General features: G+C 40.2%; 16 protein-coding genes and 1 pseudogene. 2 read left to right on the top strand and 15 right to left on the bottom strand.

From position 1 onward, the window contains the following. Position 1: 1 nt before the first annotated feature. From HMPREF2728_RS07345 to HMPREF2728_RS07370, 6 genes are read right to left on the bottom strand one after another with little or no spacing between them, the layout of a single operon-like run. Complete coding sequence (locus tag HMPREF2728_RS07345; RefSeq protein ID WP_075227510.1) at positions 2-1,105, bottom strand: prephenate dehydrogenase; 1,104 nt, start codon at positions 1,103-1,105, stop codon at positions 2-4. A 9-nt stretch (positions 1,106-1,114) separates the two neighbouring features. Next, positions 1,115-2,281 carry a chorismate synthase gene (gene aroC / locus HMPREF2728_RS07350; RefSeq protein ID WP_075227511.1) on the bottom strand — a complete coding sequence of 389 codons (1,167 nt, stop codon included), beginning with the start codon at positions 2,279-2,281 and terminating at the stop codon, positions 1,115-1,117. Between the two features lie 9 nt (positions 2,282-2,290). Further along, the gene (aroB, locus tag HMPREF2728_RS07355; protein ID WP_075227512.1) at positions 2,291-3,358 is read right to left on the bottom strand and encodes a 3-dehydroquinate synthase; all 1,068 of its coding nucleotides are present in this window, start codon (positions 3,356-3,358) and stop codon (positions 2,291-2,293) included. Positions 3,359-3,374: 16 nt separating this feature from the next. Continuing rightward, positions 3,375-4,232 carry a shikimate dehydrogenase gene (locus HMPREF2728_RS07360; protein ID WP_075227513.1) on the bottom strand — a complete coding sequence of 286 codons (858 nt, stop codon included), beginning with the start codon at positions 4,230-4,232 and terminating at the stop codon, positions 3,375-3,377. Next, positions 4,222-4,899, bottom strand: a complete 678-nt coding sequence (aroD, locus tag HMPREF2728_RS07365; protein WP_070459889.1) for a type I 3-dehydroquinate dehydratase — start codon at positions 4,897-4,899, stop codon at positions 4,222-4,224. The genes HMPREF2728_RS07360 and aroD overlap by 11 nt, the downstream gene beginning before the upstream one ends. Beyond that, complete coding sequence (locus HMPREF2728_RS07370) at positions 4,896-6,059, bottom strand: class I SAM-dependent rRNA methyltransferase (protein ID WP_075227514.1); 1,164 nt, start codon at positions 6,057-6,059, stop codon at positions 4,896-4,898. Before HMPREF2728_RS07370 ends, aroD begins: the two co-directional genes overlap by 4 nt. Before the next feature lie 245 nt (positions 6,060-6,304). Here HMPREF2728_RS07370 and HMPREF2728_RS07375 point away from each other — a divergent pair, with 245 nt between their 5' ends. Next, positions 6,305-7,756 (top strand): alpha-amylase, encoded by a 1,452-nt coding sequence (locus HMPREF2728_RS07375; protein ID WP_075227515.1) that lies wholly within the window; start codon positions 6,305-6,307, stop codon positions 7,754-7,756. 241 nt (positions 7,757-7,997) lie between these two features. Here HMPREF2728_RS07375 and HMPREF2728_RS07380 read toward each other — a convergent pair whose 3' ends face one another. The 4 genes and pseudogenes from HMPREF2728_RS07380 to HMPREF2728_RS11030 all read right to left on the bottom strand — a co-directional run. After that, positions 7,998-8,672 (bottom strand): DnaD domain-containing protein, encoded by a 675-nt coding sequence (locus HMPREF2728_RS07380; protein ID WP_075227516.1) that lies wholly within the window; start codon positions 8,670-8,672, stop codon positions 7,998-8,000. 8 nt (positions 8,673-8,680) lie between these two features. Next, positions 8,681-9,625, bottom strand: a complete 945-nt coding sequence (metA, locus tag HMPREF2728_RS07385; RefSeq protein ID WP_001122704.1) for a homoserine O-acetyltransferase MetA — start codon at positions 9,623-9,625, stop codon at positions 8,681-8,683. 193 nt (positions 9,626-9,818) lie between these two features. Beyond that, the gene (locus tag HMPREF2728_RS07390) at positions 9,819-10,331 is read right to left on the bottom strand and encodes an adenine phosphoribosyltransferase (RefSeq protein WP_006154681.1); all 513 of its coding nucleotides are present in this window, start codon (positions 10,329-10,331) and stop codon (positions 9,819-9,821) included. A gap of 122 nt (positions 10,332-10,453) precedes the next feature. Continuing rightward, positions 10,454-10,912, bottom strand: a pseudogene (locus HMPREF2728_RS11030) (hypothetical protein); the annotation flags it as partial. 123 nt (positions 10,913-11,035) lie between these two features. Here HMPREF2728_RS11030 and HMPREF2728_RS07400 point away from each other — a divergent pair. Further along, positions 11,036-12,292 (top strand): ISL3 family transposase, encoded by a 1,257-nt coding sequence (locus HMPREF2728_RS07400; RefSeq protein WP_083280569.1) that lies wholly within the window; start codon positions 11,036-11,038, stop codon positions 12,290-12,292. A gap of 188 nt (positions 12,293-12,480) precedes the next feature. Here the strand turns inward: HMPREF2728_RS07400 and HMPREF2728_RS07405 are convergent, their stop codons facing one another. The 5 genes from HMPREF2728_RS07405 to HMPREF2728_RS07425 form a co-directional block, all read right to left on the bottom strand. Beyond that, entirely contained in the window at positions 12,481-14,349 is a 1,869-nt protein-coding gene (locus HMPREF2728_RS07405; protein WP_075227518.1) for an ABC-F family ATP-binding cassette domain-containing protein, read from the bottom strand. Then, on the bottom strand, positions 14,346-15,545 hold the full coding sequence (locus HMPREF2728_RS07410; RefSeq protein WP_075227519.1) for a CCA tRNA nucleotidyltransferase: 1,200 nt from the start codon (positions 15,543-15,545) through the stop codon (positions 14,346-14,348). Before HMPREF2728_RS07410 ends, HMPREF2728_RS07405 begins: the two co-directional genes overlap by 4 nt. Continuing rightward, positions 15,542-16,309, bottom strand: coding sequence for a 4-hydroxy-tetrahydrodipicolinate reductase (gene dapB, locus HMPREF2728_RS07415; RefSeq protein ID WP_075227520.1), 768 nt, complete (start codon positions 16,307-16,309; stop codon positions 15,542-15,544). The genes HMPREF2728_RS07410 and dapB overlap by 4 nt, the downstream gene beginning before the upstream one ends. A 281-nt stretch (positions 16,310-16,590) precedes the next feature. Beyond that, on the bottom strand, positions 16,591-17,439 hold the full coding sequence (locus tag HMPREF2728_RS07420) for a DegV family protein (RefSeq protein WP_075227521.1): 849 nt from the start codon (positions 17,437-17,439) through the stop codon (positions 16,591-16,593). Between the two features lie 3 nt (positions 17,440-17,442). Then, complete coding sequence (locus HMPREF2728_RS07425; RefSeq protein WP_001050093.1) at positions 17,443-17,817, bottom strand: DUF1149 family protein; 375 nt, start codon at positions 17,815-17,817, stop codon at positions 17,443-17,445. Between the last annotated feature and the right edge of the window lie 9 nt (positions 17,818-17,826).

Genomic DNA, 17,826 nt, shown 5'->3' on the forward strand with positions numbered 1-17,826 from the left:
CTTATTTGATAACGACTGTGTAATTCGTATTTTCTGTAATGACTTGCTCAGCACGTTTTAAATCCTGAGCATTCTTAAAGGAAATTTGCAGAATCCCGTGAATATCTTCACGGTTTTCCTCATTGATATGGATATTGACCAAGGAAGTTCCTCTTAGCAATTCCAAGATGCGCAAGATAACATCTTCTTCATCGGGAACATCTACATAGAGGTCAAATGAGCTATCTACTCCGCCACGTTTATGAATTTCCATAGCTTGACGTTGTTCACGCGCTTGATTGAAAAAGTTCCAGATTTGGTTTTCATCACCCTTACTGATAGCTTGTCCAATCTCGTCCAAACGGCCCTTGAAGTCCTCGATGCGTTCAATAATGGTATCCCGATTGGATAAGAGGATAGAAGTCCACATACCTGGCTCGCTTTCAGCAATCCGAGTCATATCACGAAAACCACCTGCCGCAAAGCGTCGCGCCATTTCATGCTCTTCAGCATAACTTGCAGTTTGTTCCATCAGGCCTGATGCTAAGATATGCGGAAAATGGCTAATCTGAGAAGTCACTCGGTCATGTTCTTCAGCATCGATTTCGATGAAACGAGCATGGAGTCCTGAAAGTAGGTCTTTCATTTCTTCAAGCGTATCTGGAGTCGTTAGACTCGAAGGCGTAAAGATATAGTAGGCATTTTCAAAGAGATTAACATCGGCAGAAGCCGCTCCTGTCTTGTGACTTCCTGCCATGGGATGAGCTCCAACAAAGCGAACAGACTTATCAGCAAAACACTTCTCAGCTGTAGCCACGATAGCTGACTTGGTCGATCCAGCATCGGAAATAATGACACCTTCTTTCAAGTCCAAGTTGGCCAATTCCTTAATAAAGGCAATGGTTTGCTTGATTGGTAAGCTGAGGATAATAACATCTGCAAGTGGAGCAAAACTAGCAAAATCATCTGTCGCACGATCAATCATTCCTCGCTCCAAAGCAATATCTCTAGACGCTTGACTACGATTGTATCCTAAAATTTCATAATCAGGATGATCCCGCTTGATTCCGAGTGCCATGGAAGCACCAATCAAACCAAGGCCTGCGATATAGATGGTTTTTGCCATAAGAACTCCTTAATAATTCTTTGTATACTCCCGATGTTTAGCAACAGCTTCTTTTAATTCTTCTAGATTATCAGATGAAAATTTCTCTAAGATTTCTTGAGCCAAGACTGTTGCTACGACTGCTTCCATAACAACACCTGCTGCTGGAAGAGCGGTTGGATCACTTCTCTCCACCGTTGCCTTATAAGGCTCATGGGTTTCAATATCGACACTCATTAATGGCTTATAGAGAGTCGGAATTGGTTTCATAACCCCACGGACAAGAATCGATTGGCCATTGGTCATACCACCTTCGAAACCTCCGAGATTATTAGTCCGACGAGTATAGCCATCTTCTGGTGACCAGAGAATTTCATCCATGACTTGGCTGCCCTTGAGATAACCTGCTTTAAAACCAAGTCCAAACTCCACACCCTTAAAGGCGTTGATTGAAACAACTGCTTGAGCTAATCTTGCATCTAGCTTGCGATCCCATTGGACATAGGAACCCAGACCAACCGGAACACCACCGACAACTGTTTCGACAACACCACCAATAGTATCTCCATCACGTTTAATCTGATCAATATAATCCTTGATCTCCTGCTCACGTTCTTGGTTGACGATAGAAACTTCTGACTGGGCAGCTAGTTTTTTAATCTCTGCGACTGTTAAGTTTTCTGGAACATTGATTTCCTTACCACCAAAAACAACAACATGGTTAGCAATTTCAATATCAAGTTCAGCTAAGAGCCGCTTGGCAACAGCTCCAACTGCCACTCGCATAGTCGTTTCACGGGCAGATGAACGTTCTAATGAATTTCGCAAATCATCAAAGCGGTATTTGATACCTCCTACCAAGTCAGCGTGACCTGGGCGAGGATGTGTGATTTTTCGTTTACTTTTAAGTTTATCCTCAATATCCTCAGCAGACATGATATCTAGCCATTTTTGATGGTCTTTGTTAATGACATCCATGGTAATGGGAGCCCCTGTCGTCTTTCCGTGGCGAACACCAGAAGTAAAGACAACCTGGTCACTTTCAATCTTCATACGACCACCACGTCCGTATCCACCCTGGCGACGTTTGAGATCCTCATTAATATCTTCTGCAGTTAAAGGAAGACCTGCTGGGATTCCTTCAATTATTGCTGTCAGACGAGGACCATGTGATTCTCCTGCTGTTAAATATCTCATACATTCTCCTTATTTTACTAAGTAATCTTTCATTTCTTCCAGAGAAACTGGATGAATCTTTGCTGAACCAAGCTCTGGTACCAAGACTAATTTCATGGTGTTGCCACGTGCTTTTTTATCATGAGTCAAAGCCTGATAAAGCTTATCAAGGTCCCAGTTTTCATAATCAACAGGAAGGCCAAATTTCTGACACATTTCTCGGATAGACTGAGTGATTCCAGCTGGCATAAAGCCCTTTTGTTCTGCTACCTTAGAAACCTGAACCATTCCCATCGCTACTGCCTCACCATGCATGACACGTCCATAACCAGCAGTTGCTTCAATGGCATGGCCGATTGTATGACCAAAGTTGAGATACAGACGAATGCCATTGTCCAATTCATCCTCAACTACCATCTTGCGCTTGACCTGGCAAGAATGCTCAATCAAACTCTCGGAATGTTCCAATATGCTTTCGACAGAACCATCCATTTCAGATAATAATTCCCAGAGTTCTGGATCTTCAATTAAGCCATACTTGATGACTTCACCCATTCCTTCAATCAATTCTCTTTTCCCTAAGGTTTCAAGAACGTTTGGGTCAATCAAAACACCATCTGGCTGGGCAAAAGTTCCCACCATATTCTTGGCAAAAGGAGTATTCACTCCTGTCTTACCCCCGATTGAAGAGTCAACTTGAGCTGTCAAGCTAGTCGGAATTTGAACAAAGTGAATACCTCGCATATAGGTAGAAGCTACAAAGCCAGCCAAATCACCAACTACACCACCACCTAAAGCTACGATTCCGTCACTGCGAGTCAAGTCTTGCTTAACTAGAAATTCATAAGCCTTTTGAACCGTGGTTAGATTTTTTCGCTCTTCCCCCTCTAGAAAGTCAAAAACTGCCACTTGAAAACCAGCATCCTCTAAGCTCAATTTTACTTTTTCTGCATAGAGAGAAGCCACATGGTTATCGGTAATGATAACGACTTTTTGCGGTTGCCAAAGTTCCCGCAACCATTTTCCTGCTTGAGACAGGCATCCTTTTTCAATCTGAATATCATAAGGATGGTGGGGAAGGTCTATTTTGATTTTCATAGCAGTTCTCCTTTTTTCATTTTTGATACTTTTGTTTTAGTAATTCCCAGATTTGATCGGTTGGCATTTCCTTGCCGGTCCATAACTGAAAAGCTTCAGCTGCTTGGTAAAGCAACATGCCCAGGCCATTAACAGCATGATTGCCCTGGTTTCTTGCCAAATTTAAAAATGGTGTCTCAAAGGGTTGATAAATCACATCAGCTACCAAAAGCTTCTCTGGTAAAACGACACTTGCTGGGATTGGCAAAGATACTCCATCCATGCCAACACTAGTCGCATTTACCAGTAAATCCGAATCAATTATCCTTGCTTGCAGTTCAGAAACATCTTCTAAAGCAAATAAATCTACTTTAAATCCAGTCGCATTCTGTAGTTTTTCTAGGTAAGGTCTTGTTTTTTCTATTGAAGCCAAACGTACAAAGACAGAAACTTGACCCACTCCATCCAAGATTGCCTGTGCCAAAATTGCCTTGGCTGCACCGCCTGCACCTAACAAAACCATTTTTTTCCCTGATATTTTAAAAGAAGGCAAGCTCTTAAAGAATCCCTTGCCATCTGTATTATATCCAATTAATGTTCCTTCTCGATTCACAACTGTATTAACTGCACCAATCAACCGAGCTTCTTCACTCAACTGGTCCAGATAAGGAATCACTTGCTCCTTGTAGGGCATAGAAAGATTGATTCCATACATCTGATAGCGACGAATATTAGCAACTGTTTCTGCCAAGTCAGTAGCTTCTACTTCCCAAGCTAGATAAACACCATTGGTATGAGTTGCCTCAAATGCGCTATTGTGAATGAAGGGAGAAATGGAATGTTTGATAGGATTTGCGACTACAGCTGCTAAACGTGTGTAGCCATCAATCTTCATTTAGTATCTCCCGAATTTTTTTCATGCTAGAAAGTGAAATCTGTCCTGGAGCACTGGCTTCATCCAGACTTGCAAAAGACCAGCTAGAACCCGTCACATCTGAAGTGATACGAGAAACCTTACCCACTTTCCCCATAGAAATCGTCACATATTCTTGTTCTGGGTTCAATGTTTTAAAGCCACGTGTAAAGTTCATAAGGTCCAATACATCTTGTTCTGTTTGAGCCATAACCGATACTTTAACCACTTTCGGAGTTAGACTGGTTAGCTCGGATAAGATTTCCATCATATTCTCTGGAGTTTCTTGAAAGTTATGATAACTCAAGACTAGATTTGGAAAATCAAGCATCTCTTCAAAAACATCCTTGTGAGAAAAATACTCAAAATCAATATATTCTGGTTGATAGAGTTGAGCTACATCTTTGATAATTTGTACATACTCTGCCGAATCCAAATCTATCTCTCCTCCCTCAGCACGAGTTCGTAGGGTAAAGAGGAGTTCGCGACCTGCAAATTTTTCAAAAATAGCTGGGGCTACCTGTAAAATAGCTTCCTTTGGTAGGAAATCGGCACGCCACTCAATGATATCAGCATCAATATACCGCATGGCATCGATTCCTTGCGCCTCTTCTAAACTCTTTGGCATTACTGAAACGACTAATTTCATTTAGTTACCTTCATGCTAATCACCTTGAGGTAATTACTACTTTCATCTTTTTCATTGTAGACAAAGTCTGCTGGAAGTCCATACTTTTGAAGAACCTGATATTTTCTTCCTGCGAATCCTTTGTCGATTTGTTCTATAAATTTTTGACGGGAAACATTGGCAGCATTGGTGCTAGCAATGATCATACCTCCCGGATTTAAAATCTCTAAACTCTGGGAAATCAACTTGTGATAGTCCTTAGCTACAGAGAAAGTTTGCTTTTTATTACGGGCAAAGCTAGGTGGATCCAGAACGATCATATCATAAGATAAGCCCTTACGTTTAGCGTATTTAAAGTATTCAAAGACATCCATAACAATGAAACGATGACTGTCAAGACTGAGTCCATTGGCATGAAAATGAGCTTCTGACAGTTCTCTCGAACGTTTGGCTAGGTCTACAGAGGTTGTTTCACTAGCACCTCCCATGGCTGCAGCAACTGAGAAGGCTGCTGTATAGGAAAACATATTTAGCAAGGACTTGCCCATGGCTAAACCATCAACTAAGCTACCACGCACTTCATGCTGATCCAAGAAAATCCCTGTCATAAGACCATCATTCATAAAGACTTGGTACAAGACTCCATTCTCAAGAACTGTAAAATTTTCTGGTGCTTCTTGACCATAGATATGGGCAGACTCATAGTCTAGACCTTTAAAACGAATCTTTTCATAGACACCTAAGACTTCAGGGAAAACCTGAGCAAAAGCTGCTAAAATCTGTTGGCGAAGCCCATAGATATAGGAGTTATACCATGAAAAAACAACATAATCTCCATAGAGATCCAAAGTCATTCCACCAAAACCATCGCCTTCTTGATTAAACAAACGAAAGGCAGTTGTCAACTCATCTTGATAGTAAGCAGAACGTCTTTGTTTGGCTTTTTCAAACAAACTTTCAAAGAATTTTTGGTTAAAAGAAAGCTTCTGGTTCGTTACAAACCAACCAATCCCCTTATTTTGACGAGATAAATAGGCCTTGCCCAAAAACTGCTTGTTTTGACTCAATAACTCAACTTCTTGATCAGTTTCAGATAGTTCTGGAAAATCAATTTCCTCCAAAAGTACTAGACCTTGGTTTAGTTTTTTTTCAACACGTCTACTGACGAATACTTTATTCATAAACACTATTATAACAAATTTTATGACAATTCACAAAATAGAAACTATTGATTTATCCATCATCTTGCCCTATCTGATAGAATTTTTCCTCCCATTAGTCCTACTATTTTTATTTTATATATTTCAACACTTCTAGTTGAAAAATAGACATAAAATTTAAAGAGTTTAATTTAAGCGCAAACGTTTGCGCAGAAGCTGACTTTATGCTACAATAATTCTCATCACTGTAAGTAAGAGGATAAACTATGAAAAATCAAGCCTTAATGCAATATTTTGAATGGTATCTACCCCACGATGGAAAACACTGGAAACGCCTTGCTGATGACGCTGAACACCTAGCTAACTTAGGCATTAGTCACATTTGGATGCCACCTGCTTTTAAAGCAACAAATGAAAAAGATGTTGGTTATGGCGTCTATGACTTGTTTGACCTTGGAGAATTTAATCAGAAGGGTACTGTACGTACTAAGTATGGCTTTAAAGAAGACTATCTTCATGCCATCCAAACTTTAAAATCTCATGGGATTCAACCAATGGCTGATATCGTCTTAAATCATAAGGCAGCCGCTGACCATTTAGAATCTTTTCAAGTTATCGAAGTGGATCCAGAAGATCGAACTGTGGAACTAGGAGAACCTTTTACCATCAATGGCTGGACTGGTTTTTCTTTTGATGGACGACAAAATACCTACAATGACTTCCACTGGCACTGGTACCACTTTACTGGAACTGACTACGATGCTAAACGCCGTAAATCTGGAATCTATCTGATACAGGGAGACAACAAAGGCTGGGCTCATGAGGAATTAGTCGACAATGAGAATGGCAATTACGACTATCTCATGTATGCCGATCTAGATTTCAAACATCCTGAAGTGATAAAAAATATCTACGATTGGGCAGATTGGTTTATGGAAACAACTGGTGTGGCAGGTTTCCGCTTGGACGCCGTTAAACACATTGACTCTTTCTTTATGCGCAATTTCATTCGCGATATCAAAGAAAAATATGGCCAAGATTTCTATGTCTTTGGAGAATTCTGGAATCCAGATAAGGAAGCAAATCTGGATTACCTTGAAAAGATTGAAGAACGCTTTGATCTTGTCGATGTTCGCCTTCACCAAAATCTCTTTGAAGCAAGCAAGGCTGGAGAAGACTATGATTTGACAACCATCTTTGAGGATAGTCTAGTACAACTCAATCCAGATCGAGCTGTAACCTTTGTCGATAACCATGATACTCAACGTGGCCAGGCTCTTGAATCCACTGTTGAAGAATGGTTTAAACCAGCAGCCTACGCTCTTATTCTCTTACGTCAAGAAGGTCTTCCATGTGTATTTTATGGAGACTACTATGGTATTTCTGGTCAATATGCTCAGCAAGATTTCAAAGATGTTCTTGACCGTTTGCTAGCTATTCGAAAAGAGTTGACTTACGGAGAGCAAACCGACTACTTTGATGCCCCAAATTGTATCGGTTGGGTCCGTTCAGGAGCTGAGGATCAATCGCCACTTGCTATCGTGATTTCTAATGCCCAAGCAAACTCTAAAACCATGTTCGTCGGTCAAGAATGGACTGACCAAACCTTTGTTGATTTGCTTGGTAACCATCCTGACCAAGTAACGATTAATGCTGAAGGTTATGGAGATTTCCCAGTTACAGAACGCTCTCTTAGTGTATGGGGACTGGCTAACTAATCAATTAATACTCTTCGAAAATCTCTTCAAACCACGTCAGCTTCCATCTGCAACCTCAAAATAGTATTTTGAGCTGACTTCGTCAGTTCTATCCACAACCTCAAAACAGTGTTTTGAGCAACCTGCGGCTAGCTTCCTAGTTTGCTCTTTGATTTTCAGAGTATAAAACACACAAAAAATGCCCACAAGCTAGATTTTCTTTCTAGCCTGTAGGCATTTTTTTCTATTATCAATACTTAAATTAGTCTTTCCAAAGATCCATAGCATTTTGAAAATCTGCAGAAACTTGAACATTTTGAGGATTAGTCGCTTCTCTCTCCTGACGCTTAGCCTCTACCTGAACTACACTCTTAATGCCTTCATGACGCCAGTTTCTTAGGATAGCCTGGATGTACTTCCAATTTGGTTTTCCATTCAAAACGGCCTCACGTAGGGCCTCTTTGATCAGGTCCGCACTGGTCCCGTCTTCTTTTAAACTCTTTTCCAAATCTTCGATCTCAAAAGGACTTAAGAGACGACCTAGCTCTTGTTGGAAGGTTTCCACCAAGTCTTTCAAATCATTTTTAGCGGGTAGCGCTTGGCTAGGTTCTTGCTTTTCAAACAGTTGGTCTAAGCGCTCTAAAGCTAAAGTCGCATCAAAAATCACTTCTATTTCTCCATTGAGTTCAATGGTTCGGTATTGGAGTAAGCCTTTTTCGGTCAAGCGTGAAATCGCTTGATTGACTTCATAGACTTGCTTGCCTATTTTCTCAGCAATTTGGCTTGGGGACAATTCCCCTAAGGCTGTTGTATTTTGTAGGTAAAAGAATTGCCAAACTAAGAAATCATCGCTTGATGAGAAAAGTTGATTGTAGTTTAAGAGCAGAGCACTTGGTAAGACCAAATTCCCTGATTTGAAAGCATCTAAATATGTCATAATTCCTCTTATAAATATCCAAAATGAGATACATCTTCTTCTGCACTCTTCCACTCAAAAGGCGTTTCTTGGTAAACTGCATAATTTACCCAGTTACTGAAAAAGAGAGCTGCTGAGGAACTCCAACGCATACAAGGAAGTTCATGGATGTCATCATTTTTGAAATAATTTTCTGGTATATGGGGATCTAAACCAGCATCTAGATCTCTAAAATATTCCTTGGCTAGCGTATCACGATCATACTCCAAATGCCCAAAGCTATAAACTTCTCTTAAATCTCGGCTTGCAAGGATAGAGATTCCCACTTCTTTTCCAGATGCTAAGATCTCTAAATTTGTTTTATTTACAATGTCTTCTTTGAGAATTTCTGTGTGACGAGAATGGGGAGACACATACAAATCATCAAAACCTCTCAGCAAAAGATGACCTTCTTTTAAAACATCCTGAGGATAAATTCCCGAAAGTTTTTGAGCCATCTGGTGTTTATCTACGCCGTAACGATAGTAGAGGCCAGCCTGTGCTCCCCAGCAAATATGCAGGGTTGAAAAGACATGAGTCTTTGACCAATCGATGACCTGAGTAAATTCCTCCCAATAGTCCACTTCTTCAAAAGGGAGATGCTCAACTGGTGCTCCTGTGATAATCAAGCCATCAAAATACTGGTCTTGAACTTCCGAGAAGGTCTTATAAAAAGTCTCCATATGTTCAGAACGAGTTGTTTTCGACTGATGACTTTCCATATATAAGAAATCAATATCTAACTGCAAAGGAGTATTAGCTAAATGTCGTAAAAGCTGAGTCTCTGTAACCATCTTCTGTGGCATCAAGTTTAAAATCAGAATTTTCAGTGGTCGAATATCTTGATGAGCCGCCCGCTGGTCATCCATGACGAAAATATTTTCCGTTCGTAAAATCTCAACTGCTGGCAATTTTTTATCTATTCGAATCGGCATGGAAATCTCCTTACTGTATCAAGTTTAGGCTCAAGTGAACATACAGTCATCAAATGAAAAAATCAGCTGACGAAAGTCCTTCCCTTTATTATACTGTAAGAAGATATAGTTTTCAATTATAGTTTTTCTCTAACTAGATATAGCCTTTTTTTATATCAGATGAAGAGAAAACAGCCCTAGGGACTGTTTTTCATTAATAATGCATAAGCACCTTGTAGTCGTAATCTCCGATAGCTTCACGACCTTTAAGCTCATCAAGTTCGATCAAGAAGGCACAACCTGCTACGACTCCACCCAATTTTTCAATCATTTCGATTGTAGCCTTAACAGTACCACCTGTTGCCAAGAGGTCATCTACGATCAGAACACGTTGCCCTGGTTTGATAGCATCTGCGTGCATAGTCAAAGTATCAACACCATATTCTTTTTCATAGTCAGCTGAAATCACTTCGCGTGGCAATTTTCCTGGTTTACGCACAGGTGCAAAACCAATTCCCAACTCAAAAGCAACTGGACATCCAACGATAAATCCACGCGCTTCTGGTCCTACGATCATATCAATCTTTTTGTCAGTAGCATATTGAACAATTTCACGAACAGCGTAGCTGTAGGCATTTCCATCTGCCATCAATGGGCTAATATCACGGAAAGTAATTCCTTCTTGTGGATAATTTTCAATACTTGCAATGTAATCTTTTAAGTTCATAGCATTTCTTTCTTTTTAAGTTTTTACTCCCTATTATACCATAAATCTTAGAAAAGAGAAATAGAAAGAAACCCTGGAAACTGAGTCCAAGGCTTCTAATCAAATCTGTAACTATTGCTCGTTTAATGAAATCTTTCCTTCTTTTTGCTTTTAGAGTTTTGATTGAGTTGACGATTTTGTTCGATACGCCACTCTCGCTCAAAGTAGGACATGGCTTCAAAGACTCTTCGCGGTAAACCGACATCCAGCAAGTAGATTGGGATTTTTAAAACGTTAGAATATTTAGCAGTCGTAAATCTACTTCGTAGACGATTCTATAGAGATTTCGTTTTTACAAGGTCTTTGTCATAAAAATGAACTTCAATAATATAAAAATCCCTTGCATTTCTACTACCCTTAATTATCGTGAGAGCAAAATTTTCTACCTGCCCCCAAGAATAAAACTGCCAATCTTTTTTAGGATGTGGCTTATAGAAAAAAACTTGAGACGTACATTTCAAATACTCTTTATCTGAAAAAAGAAGTCGCAAACGTTCATACAAAATCCACCCAACAATGATGATTAAGAATAAGACAAAGAGGGCTCTATAATTTCTGTAGTGGGTAAAACCACCATAGGAATTATAGAACCTATTTTATTGTAGAAAAAAAGTCCCATAAGACCTATAATGAAAAGTGACCAAACCATCATTAGAAAGAATCTTATGGAACAATTAAATTTTATCACAAACTTGCTCGGAATTAAAGACAAAAATATTATTATCTTAGATTATCTTGATGCTGGAACGCATAAAGAAGTCATCGCTAAACTCGATTATCCTGCACCTAAATGTCACAACTGTCAAGGACAAATGGCTAAATATGACTTTCAAAAAGAATCTAAAATTCCCTACCTCGAATGTGCAGGATACAAGACTCTCATTCGATTGAGAAAACGCCGTTTCCGTTGTAAAGTCTGCGGGAAAATAACTGTCGCAGAGACTTCCTTAGTCAAAAAGAATCACCAAATCGCGACCATCGTCAACCAGAAAATAACTCAAAAATTAATCGAAAAAGTCCCTATGACGGCTATCGCAGAAAGTCTATCTGTCTCTACTTCGACAGTCATTCGTAAATTGAAAGAATTCAAATTCAAGACAGATTTATCTTTCCTTCCAACTCACATGTCTTGGGATGAATACAGCTTCAAGAAAGGTAAGATGAGCTTCATTGCACAGGATTTTGATTCCAGAAAGATCGTAGCTATCCTGGATGGGCGAACTCAAGTGACTATTCGCAATCATTTCCTTCGTTATTCTAGACAGGTGAGAAGTCGCGTGAAAGTCATTACCATGGATATGTTTAGCCCCTACTATGATATTGCCAGAAAACTTTTTCCTAACGCTAAAATCGTTCTCGACCGCTTTCACATTGTCCAACATCTCAGTCGAACTATGAATCGTCTTCGCATCCAAGTCATGAATCGTTTTGATCGCAAATCGCACGGATATAAGGCGCTAAAACGTTACTGGAAACTCATTCAACAGGATAGCCGTAAACTTAGTAATAAACGTTTTTATCGCCCTACTTTTCGCTCACACTTGACTAATAATGAGATTCTTGAAAAGCTCCTTGCATACTCTCAAGAACTTAGAGAGCACTATGAATTCTATCAACTATTACTCTTTCATTTTCAAGAGAAACAAGCGAACCATTTCTTTGATCTGATTGAAGAAACAATTTCCTGTGTAAATCCTATCTTTCTAACCGTTTTTAAGACCTTTTTGAAAGATAAGGACAAGATTATGAACGCACTAGAACTGCCCTACTCAAACGCGAAACTAGAAGCTACTAATAACCTCATCAAGGTCATCAAGCGCAATGCTTTTGGCTTCCGGAACTTTGAAAACTTCAAAACTAGAATCCTCATTGCTTTGAACATCAAAAAGGAGAGAACCAATTTGGTCCTCTCCAGGTTATAACTTTTCATCAACCCACTACAGTTGACAAAGAGCCACAAAGAGTCTTAATGCCACCAATCCCACAGGTGCCTCCTTGGGATAGGTCATCATAAAAGATAGGATCCAAAGAAGAAAAGCTAACTCAACTAAGCAGAGAAGAATAGTCCAGATGATTTTCTTACTGCTCCATTTGATGATTTTTTCTTCCATTAAGCCAACTCACTTAAATATTCATAGCGTTCATATTTTTCAAGCAAGGCTTCATTCTTCTCATCTAACTCTTTTTGAAGAGTAGCTAGCTTCCCAAAGTCAGAGCCATTGGCCTGCATTTCCTCTTCAATAACAGAGATACGATTTTCCAAGGCTTCGATATCACTTTCAATACTTGCCCACTCCTGCTTTTCTTGGTAGGTCATTCGTTTCTTCTCTTCACGGACTTTGACGACTTTTTCCTTCTCAGCCTTTTGAACTTGACTTGTTGCTTCTGCTTCGAAGGCTTTTTCATCTAGGTAGTCGGTATAGTGGCCAAAGAACGGACGTATGATGCCATTCTCAAAAGCAAGAATCTTAGTCGCCACCTTATCAAGGAAATAACGGTCGTGACTAACTGTCAAGACTGGACCTGCAAAACCTTGTAAAAAATTTTCCAGAACAGTTAAGGTCGCAATATCTAAATCATTTGTCGGCTCGTCCAAAAGTAGCACATTGGGTTTTTCCAATAGCAACTTAAGGAGGTAGAGACGTTTTTTCTCACCACCAGACAACTTCTCAATCAAGGTGCCGTGAGTTGAGCGTGGGAAGAGAAATTGTTCTAATAACTCCGCGATAGATGTCGTAGTACCACCGCTAGTCTTAACCTCTTCTGCCACTTCTTGCAGGTAATTGATAACCCGCTTACTCTCATCCAAGCCTTCGATTTGTTGAGAGAAATAGGCGATGCGAACCGTTTCACCGATAATAACCTCTCCTTCAGTCGGTTTCAATCTTCCTGCAATTAGGTTAAGAAGGGTTGACTTCCCAACACCATTGTCACCAACGATTCCGATACGGTCTTTGGCTTGAACCAAAAGGTTAAAATGTTGCAGAATCTGTTTGTCGTCATAGGCAAAGGAAACATCCTTAAACTCGATGACCTTTTTACCGATACGGCTGGTTTCAAAATTCATGCTCAAGTCTGTCTCAGCTGTAGTTCCTGAGACTTCTTTTTTCAAGTCATGGAAACGATTGATACGAGCTTGTTGCTTGGTCGCACGAGCCTGTGGTTGTCGTCTCATCCAGGCCAATTCTTGCTTATAAAGTTGCTCTTTTTTGTGAAGAAGAGCTGCGTCACGCTCATCCTGTTCAGCCTTGAGACGAACATAGTCTTGGTAATTTCCTTGATATTCGGTCAAACCAGCTCGGTCCAACTCGAAAATTCTCGTCGAGAGCGCATCTAGGAAGTACCGGTCGTGGGTGATAAAGAGAACCGTTTTCTTGGAATTTTTCAAAAAGAGGGTCAGCCATTCAATGGTGGCAATATCCAAGTGGTTGGTTGGTTCATCCAAAAGCAAAAGATCGTGATTTCCTAACAGCACTTGGGCCAACTGAACCCGTCTTCGCAAACCACCTGACAGGGATCCAACGGGAGTTGATAAATCTTGAATTCCCAACTTGCTGAGAACGGTCTTGACCTGACTCTCAATTTCCCAAGCTTGGAGAGAGTCCATTTCTGCCATGACCCGTTCCAAACGCGCCTGCTTATCCTCACTGTAGTTGAGCATAAGAAGTTCATACTCACGAATGAGCTGGATTTCCTTGAGGTCGCTGGATAGGACTGTATCCAAGACCGTCTTGCTATCATCAAAATCAGGATCTTGGGTCAAGTAACCAATCTTGTAGTCGTTTTTTGCCGAAAAAGGGCTTACGTCACCATCAAAACCAGAAACTCCTGAAAGCACATCTAAAAGGGTTGTTTTCCCAGTTCCGTTGACACCGATAAGACCGATTCTATCCAAGTCATGGATGATAAAGGAAATATCCTTAAAGACAGTCTTGTCTCCAACGGATTTACTTAGTTTTTCAACAATAAAATCACTCATTTTTTCTCCCTCAAGTAGGCATGAATAGCTTCCAAGTTATTTTCCAAATCTCCATCGACAATAGCATACTCAATCTCTGCTAAAATTTCTCCCATTTCTGGTCCTGGCTGATAGCCGTATTCCTTGATGAGAATCCCACCATTGATTTGAATTTCTTTCTTATCATGGATGGTTAGGCTGTGGTAAGTCTCTTCGATAGCCTGTGGATTGACTTCTTTTCCTTGAGCCTGACGAAGATTTTCAGCCTGTAAAAGCAAATCTAGATCAAAACGGTAACAATCGCGCTTGCTTAGTTCCCCTTCTTCACGAAGTTCTAAGATCGTAAGTAAATCTTGAACTTTCTTAGCGAATTGACGCGAAGTTTTCCAATGTTTCAAAAATTGTTGAGCATCTTCCACTTCTAAAACCCATAAAAGTGCAGCCCAGGCTTGTTCAGAAGATTCAAAGGTAAAATCAGCATCTAAGTCAAATAAAGATTGGAGGTTCTCCTGACTACCAGCCATATCCGGAAGATAATCATAAGCTTTACTTGCAATCATAGAAGACAGACCTACTCGCCAATGAGGAGCTAGTAGAAGTTTATCAAATTCAACAAAAGTACGTTCCACAGAAATCTTCTCTAAGAGTGGTGTCAGATCTTTCATAGCTTCAAAAGTTTCTTGCTCAAGCTCAAAGCCAAGACTGGCCTGAAAACGGAAACCACGCATAATCCGCAAAGCATCTTCGTTGAAACGCTCACTAGCTACACCAACTGCTCGTAAAACTTGATTTTCTAGATCTCTCAAACCATCGAACAAATCAATGATTTTTCCCATCTCATCCAAGGCAAAGGCATTGACTGTGAAATCACGGCGTTTGAGGTCCTCTTCTAACGAACGAACAAAAGAAACTGAACTTGGTCTACGGTAGTCTACATAGACATCCTCAGTTCTAAAAGTGGTTACTTCGTACTCTTCATCTCCGTCTAAAACCAAAACTGTTCCGTGCTCAATGCCAATGTCAGCTGTCCGTGGAAAAATCTGCTTGGTCTCTTCTGGATAAGATGAAGTCGCAATATCCACATCATGGATGGGACGATTGAGTAGGGCATCCCTAACAGAGCCTCCAACAAAATAGGCTTCAAAGCCTGCTTCTTTAATTTTTTCTAATACTGGTAAAGCCTTCTGAAATTCAGAAGGCATTTGTGTTAATCTCATAATAAGTGTTCTAATCCATAGACAAGCTCATGACGCTTGACAACTTCTTTGATTCCCAAATTCACCCCTGTCATGAAGGAGCTACGATCATAGGAGTCATGACGTAGAGTCAATCCTTCTCCCTGATTTCCAAATATAACTTCCTGATGAGCTACCAAACCTGGCAAACGGACTGAGTGGATTCGCATACCATCAAAGTTGGCTCCACGTGCCCCTGAAATGAGTTCTTCCTCATCACTAGCACCTTGTTGGATAGACTCACGAACTTCTGCCATCAATTCCGCAGTTTTGATAGCTGTTCCGCTCGGAGCATCTTTTTTCTTGTCATGGTGAAGCTCAATAATCTCTACATTTGGGAAGTATTTTGCAGCTTGTGTCGCAAATTGCATGAGCAAGACAGCACCCAAGGCAAAGTTAGGAGCAATCAAGCCACCCAAGTTTTTAGAACGAGAAAATTCTTTTAGTTCTTCTATTTCTTGACTAGTGAAACCTGTTGTTCCAACGACAGGAGCAAAGCCATTTTCAAGTGCAAAGCGTGTATTCTCATAGGCAACAGCTGGTGTTGTAAAGTCCACCCATACATCTGCCTCAAAACCTGCCAAGTCATTCTTATCATTGAATACTGGAATTCCCTGCCAGTCAGATGCAGACTCAAAAGGATCTAAAACCGCTACCAGTTCAAGTTCAGGATCAGACAAAACCATTTGACAAGCAGATTGGCCCATTCTCCCCTTAAAACCAGCAATAATTACTCGAATACTCATCTCAATCTCTACTCCTGTTTAAGATACAAAGGACGTTAGCTGCCCATGAAAAATAGGGAATGGCGCTGACTTTCCACGAAAGGCAAGACAGGCATCTTTTTTCAAGAGGCAGGTAGTCCGTGTTCAATTTCTAAGATACAAAGCCTGTAAGAACACAAAGTGAAAATAGGAGGTCTGATCAAGGAGTGTATACTTCTTGGAAGAACTATCTTTTTCACACCGGGTTCCAGGCGTGTTCAATTTTAAGATCCAAAGGACGTAATCTGTCCATGAAAAATAGTCTAAATTATGGGTGTATATCCCAGAGCAATACTTCCTTCTCCCAGGTGAGTCCCAATAACACTACCGAAGGTTGCAATTGAAACATCTGTAGCCACTCCACCATCGATTAAAAGCTGGCGCAAATCTGCTGCTTTTTGAGGAGCATTCCCGTGAATGACAGTAATCTGGTAATTCCCATTAGTTGTTGCTTCTTTAACAATTTCAACTAAGCGTTTTGTAGCCTTTTTCTCTGTACGAACCTTTTCATATACTTCTATCACACCTTGGTCATTGAAGTATAGGATTGGTTTGATACTAAGGAGATTCCCCAAAATAGCCGCACCATTAGAGAGTCGTCCCCCCTTAACTAGATGGTCAAGATCATCCACCATGATAAAGGCTGAGGTATTTTCAATCTGTTCAGTTACTTTCTCTAAGATAGACTCAAAGCCATCTCCTTGCTCTGCCCATTTAAAGACACTCTCAACCATATAGCCTAGGGGAGCGCTTGTAATACGGGTATCAGGAAAGGCAATGGTTAACCCTTCATATTCATCCTTCATATACTGGATGTTTTGGTAAAATCCTGAAATTCCAGAAGATAGGAAAAGACCTAAGGCATGTGTATAGCCTTTAGCTTTTAATGATGATAAAATTTCATCCAACTTGGCAATACTTGGTTGGCTCGTTTTTGGCAATTCGCTTGCTGAAGCCATTTTTTCATAAAATTCTTGAGCGGTTAGATTTACACCTTCAACATACTCCTGTCCATCGATATTCACAGGAATGTCTAGCACAAATAAATCTTCTTTCCGCAAGGTTTCCGCTTGTAGAAAAGCAGATGAGTCTGTTATGACCGCTAACTTCATTTCTTAAAACTCCAAATTAATTCCCGGTAAATCAAGGGCAATTTCTGTTACTTCATAAGTCAAACGATTAAGCATATCCAAACATGGACGTGCTAGTGTCTCAACCTCTTCTTGGCTGAAATCACTTGGTTGATCGATAATACGACCTTCAACATGGTTGACTTGAGAAATCGTTCCACTAATGACAAATCTATCAAAGACAATCATAAAGCTCAAAACAACTACTAAAGAGGTAACTTGATTTTCTTGATCATGCTGAAGCAACTGGAAGTTTACATCTACCTTAGTTTCAGGTGCTCCATTTTCATTTTCCCATTCAAAGTTACGCGCATCGAAGTGATACTGGCTAACAAATTCTTGTTCACGTTTTAAATTCATTTTCATCTC

Origin of the sequence: Streptococcus sp. HMSC061D10, assembly GCF_001808865.1 — a bacterium.
Classification (GTDB): domain Bacteria; phylum Bacillota; class Bacilli; order Lactobacillales; family Streptococcaceae; genus Streptococcus.